Raw genomic sequence first — 16963 nt, 5'->3', positions numbered from 1 at the left:
ACCTGCGAGTCTACGGTCGCACCCAAGCGCTCCGGGCTGTCACGCTCCGTCGCCCGCCCCTGCCTCACGATGCCCTCCATCCCCCACTGCCCCTCCCCCGCGTCGGGCCTCCCCGACATCGTTCGGTCGCTGCCGGCGGCCTGAGATCGATGGAACCAGACACCACTGACAATCCGTCCCGCGCAGGCGCCTGCGCGGTGGCGAGCACGCCCCGGCCGGCCCCCGCACCCTCGCCGGATCAGGGTTATCCACAGGCCGAGAACTCCCCCTCCCCCTCCGCGCGGCAAGCCATTACAGTGAGTGACGTCATCACTATCGGTAGTCATTCTGTGTCGATGAGGAGTTCCCATGCATGTGCCCACAGCCGAGCAGATCGCCGCGGCCGACGCCTTCCGGACCGGATCGCATCTCGTGATCCAGGCCGGCGCCGGCACGGGCAAGACGACGACTCTCGCGATGCTCGCGCGGGCGGCGCAGCGGCAGGGCAGGGCCGGCCGCTACCTCGCCTTCAACAGAGCCATCGCCCGCGACGCCGCCCGCACCTTCCCCGCGGAGGTGACCTGCGGGACCGCCCACGCCCTCGCGTACAGCACCGTCGCCAGGCGCTATCAGGCACGGATGAACACCCCACGGCAAGCAGGATGGCGAACGGGTGCCGCCCTGGGCATCGACGACGGCATGTCCGTACGCATCGGCGCACGCCGGGTCGACAACAAGGCGCTCTCCCACACGGTCCTGCGCACGGTCACCCGGTTCTGCCAGTCGGCCGACAGAGAACTCGCCGCCCACCACGTACCGCCCCTGCGCGGAGCGGAAGCCGAGCCGCTGCGCGAGGAGCTCGCCGGCCTCGCCCTGCCGTACGCACGAAAAGCCTGGGCGGACCTCCAGCAGCCGGACCGTGGCGTCGTCCGCTTCGAGCACGACCACTACCTCAAGATGTGGGCGCTCCGGGAGCCCGTCATCCCGGCGGATTTCCTGCTCCTGGACGAGGCGCAGGACACCAACCCCGTGATCGAGCAGGTCTTCACCGCCCAGCGGGACCACGCACAGCTGGTGCTGGTCGGGGACTCCGCCCAGGCCATCTACGGCTGGCGCGGCGCACGCGACGTCATGACCGGATTCGACGGACACCGGCTCAGCCTCTCCTGCTCCTTCCGCTTCGGGCCGGCACTGGCGGCGGAGGCCAACCGCTGGCTGACGATCGTGGGCGCACCGATCCGGCTCACCGGATCGCCATGGCTGACGACGGAATTACGGCCGGTGCAGGAACCGGCGGCGATCCTGTGCCGGTCGAATGTCGGGGCGATGGTCGAGGTCATACGGCAGCTGGAGGCGGGCCGCCGGGTCGCGCTCGCCGGAGGCGGCGAGGCCCTGCGCGCACTGGCAGGGGCCGCCCATGACCTCGAAGCGGGACGCCGCACCGCCCATCCCGAGCTGATGCTCTTCGAGTCCTGGGCCGAACTGCGGGAGTACGCGGAGTTCGATCCGGCCGGGCGGGACCTGCTCCCGCTCGTCGAACTCGTCGACGAGCACGGCTCATCAGCGGTACTGAGCGCCCTGCACCGCCTCTCGGCCGAGGGCGATGCCCAGGTGACGGTGTCCACGGCTCACCGGGCCAAGGGCCGGGAGTGGGCGAGCGTACGCATCGCGGACGACTTCACGGGCCCGGACGATCTCGAGGAGCGAGGCGACGACGGCGCCCCGGTCCCCGGGAAGATCGACGCCGACGAGGCGTGCTTGGCCTATGTGGCGGTGACGCGGGCCCGGTCCCTGCTCGACATCGGCGGGCTGGCGTGGATCAACGGGCATCCGGCGGGAGACCCGCCGCCCCCGGAAGCCAAGGCCGCCGGGCAGACGGGCGCAGACGACCCGGCCCACGCCCACAGCCCGCAGGCCGGCCACCGCCACTCCCCCGCGCCACACCATCCACCTCCGCACCTCGGGCACGGCCCGGGCCCCGGGATCGCGGATCGCCACACCTTCCACCTCGCGCAGCGGGACGGTCACGGAGGAGCGCTCAGCGGCGGCGCTGGGCCCAGGGCACCGGATCTCGGACACCGGGCACCGGGCACCGGGCACCCGGGCACCGAAAGCACCCCGAAAAGACAGGTGACTGAATCGGCGATCGGAGAGACCCTGGAGACAGGAGATGGGTGCCGATGCGTACGGGAAATGAGCCCCTGCAAGCACGCAGCCCGCTGAAGATCCGCCGCGGACTGGCGCTGTGGGGACTGCTGTGGGCCGTGGCCGGAGCAGTGGCCTTCGTCATGGCGGGCCGGCCGGAGTGGGCCGCGGCATGTGCCGCCGTGGCGGTCCTGGCAGCCATGGATCTGGCCATCGTGATCCGGCACATCCACCAAGGGGCGCACTATCAGCCTGGCAAGGAGATACCGCCCTATGAGCCCGATCGAGGCCGCAACAGCGCCTTCGGCAGAAGCAGCACGACCGGCCGAAGAAGGGGGACCCGACCGTAGACGAAGGGCCCGTACCGCATGAGGCCTCCGGCAGCGCGGCATGCCGGGCCGTGGCCGGCCGCTGCGGCCGGGCCGTCGCAGGCCGCTGCGCCACACGCGGTGGGCAGCCCGGTCAGCGCGTACGCTCCCGGATGCGCGCCCGGTGGCCCTTGATGTCGGGGTAGCCGATGTGACCCGGCGCGCGCTCCGACTCACCGAGCCACAGGTGCGCGGCGTAGTGCTGGACCGCCGTGACCAAGGGTTCGCGGTCGGCCCCCTTCGCGGGGAGGCGGTAGCGCAGTCGCGGCAGGGACGGGTGGATGGGTTCCTCGTCGCGGACGAGGTTCCACACTGCCGGGTGGTCCACGTCGATCGGACCGTTCGGGCACATCTCGATCGAGTATTGCTTCGGGGCGCCCCGCTTCTCCCCCTTGCTCCAGTACAGGCCGACTCCGGCGAGGGTGTCCCAGGGGATGACCTTGTTGCCCTTCGGGTTGCTGATCCACAGGCCGACATGGTCGACGCAGAGGAAGGAGTGACGGGCCGCCCAGAAGCCTTTGATGATCCCAACGGCGAAGAACCCGGCCACCAGTCCGAGGAGAACCCCCGCGTAGGCCCCGGGCTTCGGTTCCTTGCCGGTGAGACCGAGAGCCGCTACCAGACCGGCGACGATGGCGAGCAGTCCGAACACTCCACATCCGACCCCGGCAGCGAGGCCGCTTTTCATCTGGTTCCGACCGGTCTTGATCAGCGTCGCACCAGGCGCGGGGCCATGCGGATACGGGTTCGTCATGAGCATGAAGTGTAGATCCGGGCCCCCGCCCGTCCCCGCTCGACCCGGCACACTCCAGTGGATCCGGGCCGCGTTAGGCTCCGCCTCCATGAGCACATGGGGGAATCCGCACCGGCAACACACGCCTCAGCTGGACGAGTTGAGGGCAGGCTTTCATGAGCAGGGACGGTCGACGTTCGCAGAACACCGCTCCCGGGAGGCCCGGTCGGTTCGCAAGGCGGCATTGATCGCCTCACCGTTGCCGTTCCTCATCGGTCTCGTCGTCATCGTGGCGCGCATCGGCCCGGCCGGATTGGGGGTCTGGATCGCTCCCTGCGTACTGGCCATGCTCATGTGCCTACCGGCCTGGATGCTGGCGAAGCGCGGGCGAACTCGCTGGCAGATGGCGGCGATCGCCGCCGGCGCGGTGCTTGCCGAGGCAGGCGACCTCATCGCCACACACGTGACGCACTGAGCCCTGCGTCGACCGGTGACACGCCACACCCGTTGCGGTTCTACACGGTCCTCCACGGCCCGGGGAAGAACCGGGCAGGTCACGCGACCGCACCACCGGTCCGCACCCGGTAATGAACTTCCGCGATGACCTGCCCGTGGTACCGCCACCGGCCCACCACAACCCGCTACGCCCGCTACGCACCGACACAGGCGGCTGTAGCCGCTCCGCTCCCACTCGCCCTCCGCGAGAGCGCCCCGCACCACGCCCGGACCCGCCCCGGCCAACGACCCACACGACCGGCCAGGACCGATCGGACAGCCGATCGACCGGCCAAGCCCCACCCGTTGCTCCGGCCGATCGACCGGCCAAGCCCTACTCGTTACCGGTGCCGTTCTCGTTACCGGTGCCGTTCTCGTTCCCGCTGCCGTTCCCATTGCTGCGGTTGCCCGTGTCGCGTGCGAATCGCGCCGCTTCGATGAATTCGGGGCGCGGCTCCAGGGCGGCCGCGAGCCGGAAGTGGCGCAGCGCCTCCTCGGGGCGGCCGGCACGCTCCAGGGTGCGGGCCAGCGCGAAGTGCGCAAAGGCGTTGTCCGGTTCGCGTTCGAGGACGATCTGGAACTCAAGTTCCGCCGGGCGCAGTTGGGCGGCGAGGAAGAAGGCGCGGGCGCGCAGCAGGCGGGCCGCGGTGTTCTCGGGGTGCGCACCGATGACGGAGTCCAGCAACCGGATCGCGCCGCGCGGGTCGCGGGCAGCCAGCAGCTGCTCCGCAGCGCGGAAATCGATGACATGCGTCTCGGGGCTGCGCTCGGGCACGGCCGTCTCCTCTCCTTCGCCGTACGGGAGACCTCGGCCGTCCGCCGTCGGCGTCACGTGGCGCACAACAACCAGGCCGAGGACAGCATTCCCGGCCTGATGCGCCGCACCCCTGCGCCCCACGCCCGTACCCCTACGCCCCAACGCCCCTACGCGCTGATGTGGTACGCCTTGCGCAGCGTTTCGTGGACGGTCCACTCCGTACGGTCGCCCTCGCGCAGGACACAGGCATCGCCCGGTCCCACCTCCAGAACCGAACCGCCCTCCACCTTGATCGTGGCGCGACCGCTGACGACCACGAACAGTTCGTTGGCCTCGGTGTCCGTCACCACGCCCGGAGTGATCTGCCAGATTCCCCGGATCTGACTGCCGTCAGGGGACTCCCACAAGACCTTGCCGGTGACCACCGGGTCCCCGGAGACGATCTGGTCGGCATCCAGCGGCTCCGGCTCCAGTTCGGCGTCGGCTATGCCGGGGATGTGCACGACGAACGACGCGGGCCCGGAAGGGGCGGCGGCGGTGCCGGGCTCGATATCGGGGGCCTGGGAATCACGATCGGTAGCGCTCATGGCGCGAGGCTATCGTCCCGCCTCACGCCGCTCGCAGGCGCTCCCACACCTCGCGGACCTGCGGTTCCAGCGCCGCCAGCGGCCCGTCGTTGTCGATGACGAGATCCGCTGCCGCCAGGCGCTGTTCGCGGGTCGCCTGGGCGGCCATCCGGGCTTTTGCCTCGTCCTCCGCCATGCCGCGCAGCCGCACCAACCGGTCCAGCTGGGTCTGCGGGGCGGCGTCCACCACGACGACCAGGTCGTAGAGCGGCGCCAGGCCGTTCTCCGTCAGCAGCGGCACATCGTGCACCACCACCGTGTCCGGCCCGGCTGACGCCTCGAGCTCGGCCGAGCGCGTGCCCACGAGCGGGTGCACGATGGCGTTGAGCGCCTTGAGCTTCGCCGGGTCGGCGAAGACGATCTGGCCCAGCTTCGGGCGGTCCAGGGTGCCGTCGGGGGTGAGTACACCGTCCCCGAACTCCTCGACCACCGCCGCCAGTCCGGGCGTGCCCGGCTCGACGACCTCTCGTGCGATCTTGTCCGCGTCCACGATCACTGCGCCGTACGACGCCAGCAACCGCGAGACCTCGCTCTTGCCCGCACCGATTCCGCCGGTCAGCCCCACCTTCACCATGGGCCCACGCTATACGGTCGCGGTACGGCCCCGTCAGGCAGCGGCCGCACCTCACCGCATCGCCCACCGCAGGCAGCGGCCCCCTCGGCCGCCGCCCGGAACGGCGCGAAGGTCAGTGCCCGCCTCCGCCGCCGTCGCTCTCCCGCTCCGCCAGGAAGCGCTCGAATTCCCTGCCGATCTCGTCGGCCGAGGGGAGTTCCACCGGCTCGGCGACGAGATTCCCCCGGCTCTCGGCCCCTGCCACCGCGTCGTACTGGTGCTCCAGGCCGCTGACCAGGGCGACCAGCTCCTCGTCGCCCTCCGAGATCTGCCGTTCGATCTCCTCCTGCGTCCGCAGCGCTTCCGTACGCAGCGAGTGCGCCGCGGTGGGAAGAACCAGACCGGTGGCCGCCGTCACCGCCTCCAGGGCGGTCAGTGCCGCATCCGGGTAGGCGGACCGGGCGATGTAGTGCGGCACATGTGCCGCCACACCGAGTACGTCATGGCCCGATTCGGCCAGCCGGTACTCGATCAGCGCCTCCGCGCTGCCGGGCACCTGCGCCTCGTTGAAGAAGCTGGCGTGTCCGGGCATCAGGTCCGTGCGATTGCCGTGCGGGGTGATGCCCACGGGGCGGGTGTGCGGGACGCCCATCGGGATGCCGTGGAAGTTGACCGAGAGCCGCACACCGAGCCGTTCCACTATCTGGCGCACGGCGACCGAGAAGCGTTCCCACTCCACATCCGGCTCGGGGCCGGACAGCAGCAGGAAGGGCGCACCCGTCGCGTCCTCGACCAGCCGCAGCTCGATGCTCGGCGTCTCGTAGGCCGTCCATCGGTGGCTCTCGAAGGTGAGCAGCGGGCGACGGGCGCGGTAGTCGATCAGCCGGTCGTGGTCGAAGCGCGCGACGACGCGGTGCGTCAGGCCCTCCAGCAGCCGCTCCACGATCTGGTCGCCGGTCTCACCGGCGTCGATGTAGCCGTCGAAGTGGTACAGCAGCACCAGTCCGGCGGAGTCCCTGGCGGCGATGTCCTCCACCGCCGCGAGCCCGCTCGGCTCCCATTCGTACAACCCCTGGGCATCCAACACAGTGACCGCTCCTCCTCATATCCGTGGGCAAGAACGCCGCGCAGCGGGCCCGCATTCCCGCCCCCGCATTCCACCCCCGCATTCCGGCCCCGCGCCTCTCCCACTTCGCCGATCACCACCCTCGCCGTACCCGCCGACCGTACGGACGAGATCGCGCCACGCTCCTCCCGCCCCCGGCGCCCCCGTGTGGCGCGCCACACCGAATCCCGGCCCGTGCCCCACTGCTCAGGCCCCGTCCACAGGCGACCACTGCGCTCCCCCGCCGATTCACATCGCTGAACACCCGTGACATACGGGCCAGTTGATGCCCTTGCCCGCGCGCCAGCCCTACGGACCTCCCCCAACCCGACTTGGCCTGGACCTTGACGCCCCATCCAGCGCACCTCTAGCTTCACGGTCACTCTCGCTGTTCACACTCCCGCCCAACGTTCATATACGGAAAGGCAGTTGGATGCGCACCGGACTCCTCGCCACCGTCCCGGCCGCCGCGCTGCTGGCAGCCGGCACGCTCCTCACCGTCTCCACCACCGCCGTCGGCATCCCCGCCGACGCAGCCCCCTCCCCCTCCCCCTCCCTCTCCCACTCCCCCGCCGGCGTCATCGAGGTATCGACCGCGGCCCAGCTCAAGGAGGCTCTCGCCGGCGCCGGGCCCGGCGACACGATCCAGCTCGCCGATGGCACCTACAGCGGCAACTTCACGACGTCGGCGGCGGGCAGTTCCTCGTCCCGCATCACGCTCACCGGCTCATCGAAGGCCGTCCTGACGGCGGGCGGCGGCTACGGCCTGCACCTGGACGGCGCCTCCTACTGGACCGTCCAGGGGATCAGCGTCACCGGCGGCCAGAAGGGGATCGTGATGGACGCCGCCGCCGGCGTCGTCATCGATTCCGTCAGCGTCCACGACCTGGACATGGAGGGCGTGCACTTCCGCACGTCCAGCAAGGACGGCGTCCTCAAGAACTCCACGATCCGCGACACCGGCAAGGACGGACGCGGCATGGGCGAGGGCGTGTACGTCGGCAGCGCGGGCGGCACCGACGACAGGAGCGACCACGTTCAGATCCTCGGCAACACCATCGGTCCCGGCGTCGGCGGCGAGAACATCGACATCAAGGAAGGCACCACCGGCGCGAGGATCAGCGGCAACACCTTCGACGGCAGTGGCCTCACCGGGGCGCACTTCGACGACTCCTGGGCCGACATCAAGGGCAATGACACCGTCGTCGAGAACAACATCGGCCGCCGCACCACCAACAACGGCTACGAGACCCACTCCCAGCAGTCCGGCTGGGGCTGCGGCACGGTCTTCCGCGGCAACACGTCGGACCTGACCGGCGCCACCGGCTCGGGCCGCTACGGGTTCAACGTGACCAACTACGACGCGTCCGACTGCCCGGTGACGATCGCCGGGGACAACACCGTGAACGGCGGCAGGGGCGTCGCCAACCCGGGCGTCCCGGTGGGCTGAGCACCCACCGGGACGGCTCCGTGCACCACCGCCCCGGACACGACGAAGGCCCGCTCCCCGAGGGGAACGGGCCTTCGCCTATCGGCTAGTGCCTAGCGGTGAGCTTTTCAGCTCTGGCCGCCGGCCAGCTTCTCGCGGAGCGCGGCCAGGGCCTCGTCCGACGCCAGGGCGCCGGAGTTGTCCGCCGACTCCGAGGAGTACGAGCCGCCGCCGGAGGCGTTGCCGCCACCGCCGGTGCTGCTGCCGGCGCCCGGGGCCGCCGGTGCCGCAGCACCCTCGGCCGCGGCCTGCTCGTCGGCCTCGCGGGACTTGATGACCTGAGCCTGGTGCTGCTCGAAGCGCGTCTGCGCCTCGGCGTACTGGTTCTCCCACACCTCGCGCTGGCTCTCGAAGCCCTCGAGCCAGTCGTTGGTCTCGGGGTCGAAGCCCTCGGGGTAGATGTAGTTGCCCTGGTCGTCGTAGGACGCGGCCATGCCGTACAGGGTCGGGTCGAACTCGACCGTCGACGGGTCGGCACCGAAGGCCTCGTTGGCCTGCTTCAGCGAGAGGCTGATGCGGCGGCGCTCGAGGTCGATGTCGATGACCTTGACGAAGATCTCGTCGTTGACCTGGACAACCTGCTCCGGGATCTCGACGTGGCGCTCGGCCAGCTCGGAGATGTGGACCAGGCCCTCGATGCCCTCGTCGACGCGCACGAACGCACCGAAGGGAACGAGCTTGGTGACCTTACCCGGGACGACCTGACCGATCTGGTGGGTCCGGGCGAACTGCTGCCACGGGTCTTCCTGCGTCGCCTTGAGCGACAGGGACACGCGCTCGCGGTCCATGTCGACGTCCAGGACCTCGACCGTGACCTCCTGGCCGACCTCGACGACCTCGGAGGGGTGGTCGATGTGCTTCCAGGACAGCTCGGAGACGTGCACGAGACCGTCGACGCCACCCAGGTCCACGAACGCACCGAAGTTGACGATCGAGGAGACGACGCCGGAGCGGACCTGACCCTTCTGCAGGGTCGTGAGGAAGGTCTGACGGACCTCGCTCTGGGTCTGCTCCAGCCAGGCACGGCGGGACAGGACCACGTTGTTGCGGTTCTTGTCCAGCTCGATGATCTTGGCCTCGAGCTCCTTGCCCACGTAGGGCTGGAGGTCGCGCACGCGGCGCATCTCGACGAGGGAGGCCGGCAGGAAGCCACGGAGGCCGATGTCGAGGATGAGACCACCCTTGACGACCTCGATGACGGTACCGGTGACGATCCCGTCTTCTTCCTTGATCTTCTCGATCGTGCCCCAGGCACGCTCGTACTGAGCGCGCTTCTTGGACAGGATGAGGCGGCCTTCCTTGTCCTCCTTCTGGAGAACCAGGGCCTCGATCTCGTCACCGACGGCGACGACCTCGTTGGGGTCGACGTCGTGCTTGATCGACAGCTCGCGGCTGGGGATCACGCCTTCGGTCTTGTAACCGATGTCGAGCAGGACCTCGTCCCGGTCGACCTTCACGATGACGCCGTCGACGATGTCGCCGTCGTTGAAGTACTTGATCGTCTCGTCGATCGCGGCGAGGAAGGCTTCCTCGTTACCGATGTCGTTGACCGCAACCTGCGGGGTGGTGGCGGTGGTCTCGGTGCTGCTCGTCATGTGGGTAAAGGCTCCGGTGCGGACATTGAAGTCGTAGGTACTGCTACGCCGAGAGCCGTTATCGCCTCTGCACAAGCCGGACAGCGTCAGAGGCGCACTCTCCGGAAGCCCCGCGAAAAACCGGAGCAACCCGAAACGCCTCGAAAACCGAGGGGACATACATACAGATACGAGCGCGGCCTGCTCCGTCTGAGGCGCGCAAGCCCGCAGCGCAACTTGTAGCATACGGGGGCAGCCGGACACGGTCAATGCGCGAAGGCGCACACCCGGGGCGGAACGCCCCATTTCCGGCACACGCGATGTTCCGCGAGGTCGAACGGCCTCACAGTCCCTGCAGCGACAAGCAGACGAAGACTACGACGACGGGCGCCATGAACCAAGAGGACGAGCCGGAGGCGACCCGCCGTGTCACCTCCGACACCGAGAGCAGCCGGGCCAATCGTGGCTGGTGGGACCGCAATGCCGACGAGTACCAGAGCGAGCACGGCGCGTTCCTCGGGGACGACCGCTTCGTCTGGGGCCCCGAGGGGCTCGACGAGGCGGACGCCGCCCTCCTCGGGCCCGCATCGGAACTGAAGGGGCGGCGGATCCTGGAGATCGGGGCCGGCGCCGCGCAGTGCTCCCGCTGGCTGGCGGCCCAGGGCGCCCGCCCGGTGGCGCTCGACCTCTCGCACCGGCAGCTGCAGCACGCCCTGCGGATCGCCGGGGACGTGCCGGGCGACGGTTCGGCCGACGGCCTCGAACTGATCGAGGCGGACGCCGGGGCACTGCCGTTTCGCGACGGCTCCTTCGACCTCGCCTGCTCCGCGTACGGCGCGATCCCGTTCGTCGCCGATCCGGTGCGGGTGCTGAGCGAGGTGCGGCGGGTGCTGCGCCCCGGTGGCCGGTTCGTCTTCTCCGTCACGCACCCCGTCCGCTGGGCCTTCCCCGACGAGCCGGGGCCCGAGGGCCTGTCGGTGGCCGCCTCCTACTTCGACCGCGTGCCGTACGTGGAGCAGGACGACACGGGAGCGGCCGTGTACGTCGAACACCACCGGACGCTGGGCGACCGGGTGCGGGACGTGGTGGCCGCCGGGTTCCGGCTGACGGATCTCGTCGAACCGGAATGGCCGGAATGGAACACCCAGGAGTGGGGTGGCTGGTCCCCGCTGCGCGGGCATCTGATCCCGGGTACGGCGATCTTCGTCTGCGAGGCCGGGCGGTAGGACCAGGATCCCGGGGCGGCAGACTGGGGCCGTGACCCTCCCCCAGCCGCCGGCCGGGCGCAGCCCTGGCGACGCTCTCGACCAGCTGCCCGTCCGCACCGCACTGCCCGCACTGCGCGCCGCCCTCGACGGGCCCGGTGCCGCGGTGCTCTGCGCGCCACCGGGCACCGGCAAGACGACGCTGGTGCCGCTGGATCTCGCGGGCCTGACAGGTGCGGGCCCGCAGCGGCGGGTGCTGGTGGCCGAGCCGCGGCGGATCGCCGCGCGCGCCGCGGCGCGGCGGATGGCCTGGCTGCTGGGCGAGAAGGTGGGTGAGCGGGTCGGGTTCACGGTGCGCGGCGAGCGCCGGGCCGGGCCCCGTACCGCGGTGGAAGTGGTGACGACCGGGGTGCTGCTGCAGCGGTTGCAGCGCGATCCCGAGCTGGCCGGTGTCGATGTCGTGGTGCTCGACGAGTGCCATGAGCGGCATCTGGACGCCGATACCTCCGCGGCGTTCCTGCTGGACGTACGCGAGACGCTGCGGCCGGAGCTGCGGCTGGTGGCGGCGTCGGCGACGACGGACGCTCAGGGGTGGGCCCGGCTGCTGGGCGGCGCCCGGGGGCCGGCTCCGGTGGTGGAGGCGGCGGGAGTGTCGCACCCGGTGTCGGTCGAGTGGGCGCCGCCGGAGCGGCCCGTGCGGCCGTCGCACGGGACGCGGGTCGATCCGGCGCTGCTGACGCATATCGCCGGTGTGGTGCGGCGGGCGCTGCGCGAACAGGCTGGTGACGTGCTGTGTTTCCTGCCCGGGGTCGGGGAGATCGGCCGGGTCGCCGGGCAGCTGGACGGGGTGGACGCCGAGGTGCTGCAGGTGCACGGGCGGGCGTCGGCCGAGGTGCAGGACGCGGTGCTGGCGGGCGCGGAGGCGAGGGCGCGAGGCGCTGCGGGCAGGCGGGTGGTGCTGGCGACGTCGGTGGCGGAGTCGAGCCTGACGGTGCCGGGTGTGCGGGTCGTGGTGGACAGCGGTCTGGCCCGGGTGCCGCGGATGGATCACGCGCGCGGGCTCAGTGCGCTGGCGACCGTCCGGGCCTCCCGGGCCGCGGCGCGGCAGCGCGCCGGGCGGGCCGGGCGCGAGGCGCCGGGTGTGGTGTACCGCTGCTGGCCGGAGGGGGAGGACGGGCGGCTGCCGGCGTTCCCCGATCCGGAGATCAAGGTGGCCGACCTGACGGCGTTCGCGTTGCAGGCCGCGTGCTGGGGCGATCCGCGGGCGACGGGGCTGGCGCTGCTCGACGCCCCGCCGGCCGGTGCGCTGGCAGCGGCGCGGGAGGTGCTGACGGCGATCGGCGCGGTGGACGCGGACGGGCGGGCCACGGCGCGCGGGGTGCGGATGGGCCGGCTCGGTCTGCATCCGCGGCTGGCACGGGCACTGCTGGACGGCGCGCGGGAGGTCGGTGTGCGCCGGGCCGCCGAGGTGGTGGCGCTGCTCAGCGAGGAGCCGCCGCGGGCGTACGGCGACGATCTGGCCGCGGCGTGGCGGACCGCGCGGCGGGGCCAGGACGCGTACGCGGCGAAGTGGCGGCAGGAGGCGCGGCGGCTGACGGCGGCGGCCGGGGCGGAGGGTGACGGCGCCTCCGGGCCGGGCCCCGGGGACGATGCCGCGGCCGGGCTCGTCGCGGCGCTGGCGTTCCCGGAGCGGGTCGCGCGGGCCCGGGGCGCGGGGGGTTACCTGATGGCCTCGGGCACCGGCGCGGAACAGGCCGGTGCGGGGCCCGCCCCGGGGGCGCGGGCCGGTGACCGGTCGCGGCTGGGCGACGCGGCGTGGCTGGCGATCGCGGTGGCCGACCGGCCGGTCGCTGCGGCGTCGGCGCGGGTGCGGCTGGCTGCGGTCATCGACGAGGAGACGGCGTGTGCCGCGGCGCGGGCGCTGTACTCCTCGGGCGAGGAGGTCCGCTGGTCGGACGGGGACGTGGTGGCGCGGAAGGTCACGCGGTTGGGGGCGATCGAGCTGGCGGCCCGGCCGCTGGCCTCGCCCGGCCCGGGGCTGCTGCGGGAGGCGGTGCTGTCGGGGCTGCGCCGGGAGGGGCCGGGGCTGCTGCGGTGGTCGGCGGGCGCGCTGTCGTTGCGGCAGCGGATGGCTTTCCTGCACCGGGAGTTGGGCGCGCCCTGGCCGGATGTGTCGGACGCGGCGCTGCTGGAGCGGGCGGAGGAGTGGCTGGGCGTGGAGCTCGGGCGGGCCCGGCGGCGGGCCGACCTGACGCGGATCGACGCGGGGCAGGCGCTGGCCCGGCTGCTGCCGTGGGCCACCGGCGACGCGACCCGCTTCGACGAGCTGGCGCCGGAGCGTATCGAGGTGCCGAGCGGTTCGCGGGTGCGGGTGGATTACGGCGGTGCGCAGCCGGTGCTGGCGGTCAAACTGCAGGAGATGTTCGGCCGGCAGGAGTCACCGCGGGTGGCGGACGGGCGGGTGCCGGTGCTGGTGCATCTGCTGTCCCCCGCCGGGCGGCCGGCCGCGGTGACGGCCGATCTCGCCTCGTTCTGGAAGGACGGATACCGGTCCGTGCGGGCGGAGTTGCGCGGCCGCTATCCCAAGCATCCGTGGCCGGAGGATCCCTCGTCCGTCGCGCCGACCCGGCACACCAGCGCGCGGCTCAAGCGGGGCTGAGCCGGGCCGCCGGGGCCCGGGGTGTCAGGCGGGGGCGGGGCTCGGCCGGGGGTCGGGGTCCTGGTCGGGCACGTCGTCGGGGGCGGTGCTGCCGGCGCCCGCGCCCGGCCTGCGGCTGCGGGCCTCGACGTGCAGGCTCAGGGCGAGCAGGGCGGCGCCGGCGATCAGCAGGCCCCAGGGGAGATAGCTGGTGAGCAGCAGCACGAGGGTGCGCTGGGAGGTCACGAGGGCGACGGTGGAGTCGACGTAGTCGTCGCGCATCTTCACATGGCCGGCGAAGGCGGTGACCTTGCCCCCGCCGGGCAGCAGGTCGCCGCCGCGCAATTCCTCCTTGTGGATCTCCTGGCCGTTGACGGGCGCTCCGGTGACGGGGTCCACCCAGAACATCCGCTTGGTGGTGTACCAGCGGGTGGTGCCCATCTTCTCGACGGACTCGGCGGTGATGCCCTTGACCGGCATCTTCTTGGGGAGCGGGACCTTCGTCCAGGGGATGGTCTGCTCGAAGTAGTAGACCTCCAGGCCGTGGAAGGTGCGGGTCCCCTTGTAGTGGATGGGCGCGGAGGTGCGGGTCTGGGCGTCGAAGTAGGTGTAGTCGCGCTTCTCGGTGAGGAAGGGCCACTTGTACTCGATGCCTTCGCGGCGGACCGGGTCGCCGTCGACCCGCTCGCCGGTGGCGTGCACCGGTTCCTGGGAGTGGGCGTCGAAGATGTAGCGCTCGGGGATCTCGGAGACCATCTTGCCGTCGGGCCCGGACACGTAGGTGAGGGTGTCCCAGACGACGACGTCGCGGCCCGCGGTTTTCTCGATCCGGTCGGACGCGCCGACATTGCCCTTGAGGGTCTGCACGATGGTCAGCTCGGGGACCTTCTTGGCCTTCATCGTCCCGTAGTCGATGAGGGTGGCGGGCCGGGCCTCCAGGACCATGTCCTGGTACTGGCCGGCCGGGATCTTGGCGAGCCGCGGGAAGGCGTACCACCGCATCAGCGGGGACAGGGCGGTGCAGAAGACGGCGAAGGCGAGCAGGACGAGGCCGGCCTTGCTGCGCATTCCGCGCGCTTCGCGGCGCCGGCCCGGGGTGGCGTCCGCCGGGGGGCCGGGGGGTGTCTCACGGGTGGGCTCGGTTCGGCGCATGCGTGGCGTCCCTTGCTCAGGGGTGTTTGGGGACGGTGGTCAGCAGCGGCTTCGGCGAGGTCGTGCCGCTGGGTGCGCCGATCGCCGTGAGGGTGAGGACGAGGGCGAGGGCGGCGGCCAGTCCGGCCGCGGCGGCAATCAGGGCGCGCATGGTCGGCCTCCCGAGAGCTGATACAGCGTCAGAACTGGGGCACCGTAGCAACGGGCGGCGCAGATGAGAACAGCCGGGAGCACGAGAGACCGCCGCCCGGCCCGGGGTGCGGGCGGGACGGCGGTGGGTCGCGGGGCGGCCAGGGGCCGGTGGTGCGCCCGCTACGGGGCGGACGGGGCGGAGACGTTGAGCTTGACGGTGAGCACGGCGCCGTCGGCAGTGGTCAGCCGCAGCAGGAAGGTGCCGGTGTGGGCGTCGGTGTGGATCTTCGGGAGCTTCAACAGGCCGTCGGCGTCCGTCCGGAGGCCCGTGAGGGTGCGGAGCGGCTTGGCTTCGGCCTTCTCGGCCGACGTCGCTCCGGGGACGGTGGGGGCCGTGAAGTAGGGGCCCTTGTCGTTCTCCACGGGCTTCGCGCCGCCGGTGACCATGGTCGCGGTGACCGCCACGCCCGCCGCCTCCTTGCCCTGGAACGTCGCCCTGACCTCGACCGCGTCATCCGCGAAGCCCTTGCCCGCGGTGGCCGTGAGTTCCTTGTCGGAGGTACGGACGAGCCTGTCGGCCCGCGGCTCGGGCCGGTCCTTGACCGTGGCACCGAAGTCGACCGGCGGCACGTCGCGGCCGACGGCCGTGGCCCGGATGACGAAGGCGCCGGCCTTGCCGCCGGCGTGCAGCTTCGGCGCCGCGGCCAGACCGTCCTTGCCGGTGCGGACGGTCGCCTCCTTCGCGTCGTCGGGGAAGCGGGCGTCGGTGCTGCCGGTGAGGGTGAAGCGGACGGTGGCGTCGGCGACCGGCTTGCCGGCCGCGTCCTGGGCGCGGACCTGCGGCGATGCGGCGAACTCGGTGCCGGTGGCGCCCGACAGGTCCTTGTCGCCGACCCGGACGAGCGCGGCGAGCGGTGCGGACTCGGCCGGCGGCTTGGGGGTGGGGGTGGGCGTGGGGGTCGGCTCGGGGGCGGGGGCGCCGGGGCCGCCCGTGCCGCCGGAGCCGTTCGGCCCGCCGGGCGTGGGGCCGTCTCCCGGTGTGCCCGGCTTGCCCTTGCCCGGTGTGTGGCCGCCCTTGCCGCCGCCGGGGCGCGGGTGGATGACCTTCGCGCCGCCGGGGCGCCGGCCGCTGCCGCCGCCCGCTTGGTCACCGCGGGAGCCGCCGCGGTGCACGGGCAGGACGCCCTTGCCGTCCGGCACCTCGTGGATGCCCTTGCGGTAGAACGCGTACCAGGACAGGACCGTCCGCAGATACGCCTCGGAGTGGTTGTAGCCGAGGATCGCGCGGTCCAGGTCCCGCTGCGCCGACAGGTCGCGGCCGCCGTTGCAGAGGTAGTGGCCGGCGGCGAGCGCCGCGTCGAAGACGTTGTTGGGGTCCTTCTTGCCGTCGCCGTTGCCGTCGGCACCCCAACCGGTGCCGAAGGCACCGCCGCTGGACCAGGTGGACGGGATGAACTGCATCGGCCCCACGGCACGGTCGTGGGTACGGTCGCCGTCGAGCAGGCCGCCGTCCGTGTCGGTGATCCGCGCGAAACCCTTGCCGTTGAGCTGCGGGCCGAGGATCGGCTGGAGGGTGGTGCCCTCGGCGTCGACCGCGCCGCCGCGCGCCTGCCCGGACTCCACCTTGCCGATGCCGGCGAGCAGCTGCCAGGGCAGCCGGCACCCCGGATCGGACGCGCCGATCGCGGCCTCGGCCTTCTTGTACGCCGCCAGGACCGTCGCGGGAATGCCCGCCGCGGCCGGACCGGTGACGGCCTTGACGCCGCCGGGGCGCTCCGCACCACGCGGCGGGACAGGGCTGTTGAGGGGCGGCAGATCGGTGTAATACGACGATCCGCCGTCGATGGGAACGTCGGCGGGCGGCGCCGGGTCGCGTTCCTTGGCGCTCGCGCGGGTGGCGGCGGGCGCCTGAGAGGCCGTCAGCGCGGCCAGTGCCAGCGCCGCCACGGCCGTCGAGGCTGCTCCCCTGCGGAGCCGCCGCCGGTATGTGGCTGCCATGTCTGCCGTCCCCT

Annotated in this window: 15 protein-coding genes; 6 read left to right on the top strand and 9 right to left on the bottom strand. The window is 72.1% G+C overall.

Annotated elements, in window-relative coordinates:
- The first annotated feature begins 348 nt into the window (after positions 1-348).
- Together ACIRQ7_RS16780 and ACIRQ7_RS16775 are read left to right on the top strand one after the other, a co-directional pair.
- The gene (locus ACIRQ7_RS16780; RefSeq protein WP_404263090.1) at positions 349-2202 is read left to right on the top strand and encodes a UvrD-helicase domain-containing protein; all 1854 of its coding nucleotides are present in this window, start codon (positions 349-351) and stop codon (positions 2200-2202) included.
- Positions 2160-2474: a DUF6343 family protein gene (locus tag ACIRQ7_RS16775; RefSeq protein ID WP_404263089.1), complete on the top strand. Its 315-nt coding sequence runs from the start codon at positions 2160-2162 to the stop codon at positions 2472-2474. The genes ACIRQ7_RS16780 and ACIRQ7_RS16775 overlap by 43 nt, the downstream gene beginning before the upstream one ends.
- A gap of 112 nt (positions 2475-2586) precedes the next feature.
- Here ACIRQ7_RS16775 and ACIRQ7_RS16770 read toward each other — a convergent pair whose 3' ends face one another.
- The gene (locus tag ACIRQ7_RS16770; protein WP_404263087.1) at positions 2587-3246 is read right to left on the bottom strand and encodes a hypothetical protein; all 660 of its coding nucleotides are present in this window, start codon (positions 3244-3246) and stop codon (positions 2587-2589) included.
- An 88-nt stretch (positions 3247-3334) separates the two neighbouring features.
- On the opposite strand from ACIRQ7_RS16770, the gene ACIRQ7_RS16765 reads away from it, so the two are divergent.
- Complete coding sequence (locus ACIRQ7_RS16765; protein ID WP_404263085.1) at positions 3335-3700, top strand: hypothetical protein; 366 nt, start codon at positions 3335-3337, stop codon at positions 3698-3700.
- A 354-nt stretch (positions 3701-4054) separates the two neighbouring features.
- Here the strand turns inward: ACIRQ7_RS16765 and ACIRQ7_RS16760 are convergent, their stop codons facing one another.
- From ACIRQ7_RS16760 to ACIRQ7_RS16745, 4 genes are all read right to left on the bottom strand, one after another.
- Positions 4055-4495: a tetratricopeptide repeat protein gene (locus ACIRQ7_RS16760; RefSeq protein ID WP_404263084.1), complete on the bottom strand. Its 441-nt coding sequence runs from the start codon at positions 4493-4495 to the stop codon at positions 4055-4057.
- Between the two features lie 149 nt (positions 4496-4644).
- The gene (locus ACIRQ7_RS16755; RefSeq protein WP_401479032.1) at positions 4645-5064 is read right to left on the bottom strand and encodes a cupin domain-containing protein; all 420 of its coding nucleotides are present in this window, start codon (positions 5062-5064) and stop codon (positions 4645-4647) included.
- Positions 5065-5086: 22 nt separating this feature from the next.
- Positions 5087-5677 (bottom strand): dephospho-CoA kinase, encoded by a 591-nt coding sequence (gene coaE / locus ACIRQ7_RS16750; RefSeq protein ID WP_404263082.1) that lies wholly within the window; start codon positions 5675-5677, stop codon positions 5087-5089.
- A 112-nt stretch (positions 5678-5789) separates the two neighbouring features.
- Positions 5790-6743 carry a PAC2 family protein gene (locus ACIRQ7_RS16745; RefSeq protein WP_404263080.1) on the bottom strand — a complete coding sequence of 318 codons (954 nt, stop codon included), beginning with the start codon at positions 6741-6743 and terminating at the stop codon, positions 5790-5792.
- Positions 6744-7194: 451 nt separating this feature from the next.
- Here ACIRQ7_RS16745 and ACIRQ7_RS16740 point away from each other — a divergent pair, with 451 nt between their 5' ends.
- Positions 7195-8211, top strand: a complete 1017-nt coding sequence (locus ACIRQ7_RS16740; RefSeq protein ID WP_404263079.1) for a right-handed parallel beta-helix repeat-containing protein — start codon at positions 7195-7197, stop codon at positions 8209-8211.
- A gap of 107 nt (positions 8212-8318) precedes the next feature.
- Here the strand turns inward: ACIRQ7_RS16740 and rpsA are convergent, their stop codons facing one another.
- A complete protein-coding gene (rpsA, locus tag ACIRQ7_RS16735) occupies positions 8319-9845 on the bottom strand; it encodes a 30S ribosomal protein S1 (RefSeq protein WP_401479041.1) in 1527 nt (508 codons plus the stop codon).
- Between the two features lie 371 nt (positions 9846-10216).
- Between rpsA and ACIRQ7_RS16730 the strand changes: the two genes are divergently transcribed.
- Positions 10217-11050, top strand: a complete 834-nt coding sequence (locus tag ACIRQ7_RS16730; RefSeq protein ID WP_404263077.1) for a class I SAM-dependent methyltransferase — start codon at positions 10217-10219, stop codon at positions 11048-11050.
- A gap of 31 nt (positions 11051-11081) precedes the next feature.
- Positions 11082-13688 carry an ATP-dependent helicase HrpB gene (gene hrpB / locus ACIRQ7_RS16725; protein WP_404263075.1) on the top strand — a complete coding sequence of 869 codons (2607 nt, stop codon included), beginning with the start codon at positions 11082-11084 and terminating at the stop codon, positions 13686-13688.
- 24 nt (positions 13689-13712) lie between these two features.
- On the opposite strand, the gene ACIRQ7_RS16720 is transcribed toward hrpB, so the two are convergent.
- The 3 genes from ACIRQ7_RS16720 to ACIRQ7_RS16710 all read right to left on the bottom strand — a co-directional run bounded on the left by ACIRQ7_RS16720 (position 13713) and on the right by ACIRQ7_RS16710 (position 16949).
- Positions 13713-14735, bottom strand: coding sequence for a DUF3068 domain-containing protein (locus ACIRQ7_RS16720; protein WP_404263074.1), 1023 nt, complete (start codon positions 14733-14735; stop codon positions 13713-13715).
- Between the two features lie 100 nt (positions 14736-14835).
- Entirely contained in the window at positions 14836-14970 is a 135-nt protein-coding gene (locus tag ACIRQ7_RS16715) for an SPW_0924 family protein (RefSeq protein ID WP_401479052.1), read from the bottom strand.
- Positions 14971-15131: 161 nt separating this feature from the next.
- Positions 15132-16949: a lytic transglycosylase gene (locus ACIRQ7_RS16710; RefSeq protein ID WP_404263072.1), complete on the bottom strand. Its 1818-nt coding sequence runs from the start codon at positions 16947-16949 to the stop codon at positions 15132-15134.
- Between the last annotated feature and the right edge of the window lie 14 nt (positions 16950-16963).

The sequence above is a fragment of the Streptomyces sp. NPDC101393 genome (assembly GCF_044767385.1).
GTDB lineage: Bacteria > Actinomycetota > Actinomycetes > Streptomycetales > Streptomycetaceae > Streptomyces.
This window is presented reverse-complemented; position numbering and strand designations above follow the sequence as displayed.

What these genes read in the sequence shown, in the direction of transcription:
- ACIRQ7_RS16780 (WP_404263090.1), top strand. Translation starts at nt 349, where the DNA reads ATGCATGTGCCCACAGCCGAGCAGATCGCCGCGGCCGACGCCTTCCGG.
- ACIRQ7_RS16775 (WP_404263089.1), top strand. Translation starts at nt 2,160, where the DNA reads ATGCGTACGGGAAATGAGCCCCTGCAAGCACGCAGCCCGCTGAAGATC.
- ACIRQ7_RS16770 (WP_404263087.1), bottom strand. Translation starts at nt 3,246, where the DNA reads ATGACGAACCCGTATCCGCATGGCCCCGCGCCTGGTGCGACGCTGATC.
- ACIRQ7_RS16765 (WP_404263085.1), top strand. Translation starts at nt 3,335, where the DNA reads ATGAGCACATGGGGGAATCCGCACCGGCAACACACGCCTCAGCTGGAC.
- ACIRQ7_RS16755 (WP_401479032.1), bottom strand. Translation starts at nt 5,064, where the DNA reads ATGAGCGCTACCGATCGTGATTCCCAGGCCCCCGATATCGAGCCCGGC.
- coaE (WP_404263082.1), bottom strand. Translation starts at nt 5,677, where the DNA reads ATGGTGAAGGTGGGGCTGACCGGCGGAATCGGTGCGGGCAAGAGCGAG.
- ACIRQ7_RS16740 (WP_404263079.1), top strand. Translation starts at nt 7,195, where the DNA reads ATGCGCACCGGACTCCTCGCCACCGTCCCGGCCGCCGCGCTGCTGGCA.
- rpsA (WP_401479041.1), bottom strand. Translation starts at nt 9,845, where the DNA reads ATGACGAGCAGCACCGAGACCACCGCCACCACCCCGCAGGTTGCGGTC.
- ACIRQ7_RS16730 (WP_404263077.1), top strand. Translation starts at nt 10,217, where the DNA reads ATGAACCAAGAGGACGAGCCGGAGGCGACCCGCCGTGTCACCTCCGAC.
- ACIRQ7_RS16720 (WP_404263074.1), bottom strand. Translation starts at nt 14,735, where the DNA reads ATGCGCAGCAAGGCCGGCCTCGTCCTGCTCGCCTTCGCCGTCTTCTGC.
- ACIRQ7_RS16715 (WP_401479052.1), bottom strand. Translation starts at nt 14,970, where the DNA reads ATGCGCGCCCTGATTGCCGCCGCGGCCGGACTGGCCGCCGCCCTCGCC.
- ACIRQ7_RS16710 (WP_404263072.1), bottom strand. Translation starts at nt 16,949, where the DNA reads ATGGCAGCCACATACCGGCGGCGGCTCCGCAGGGGAGCAGCCTCGACG.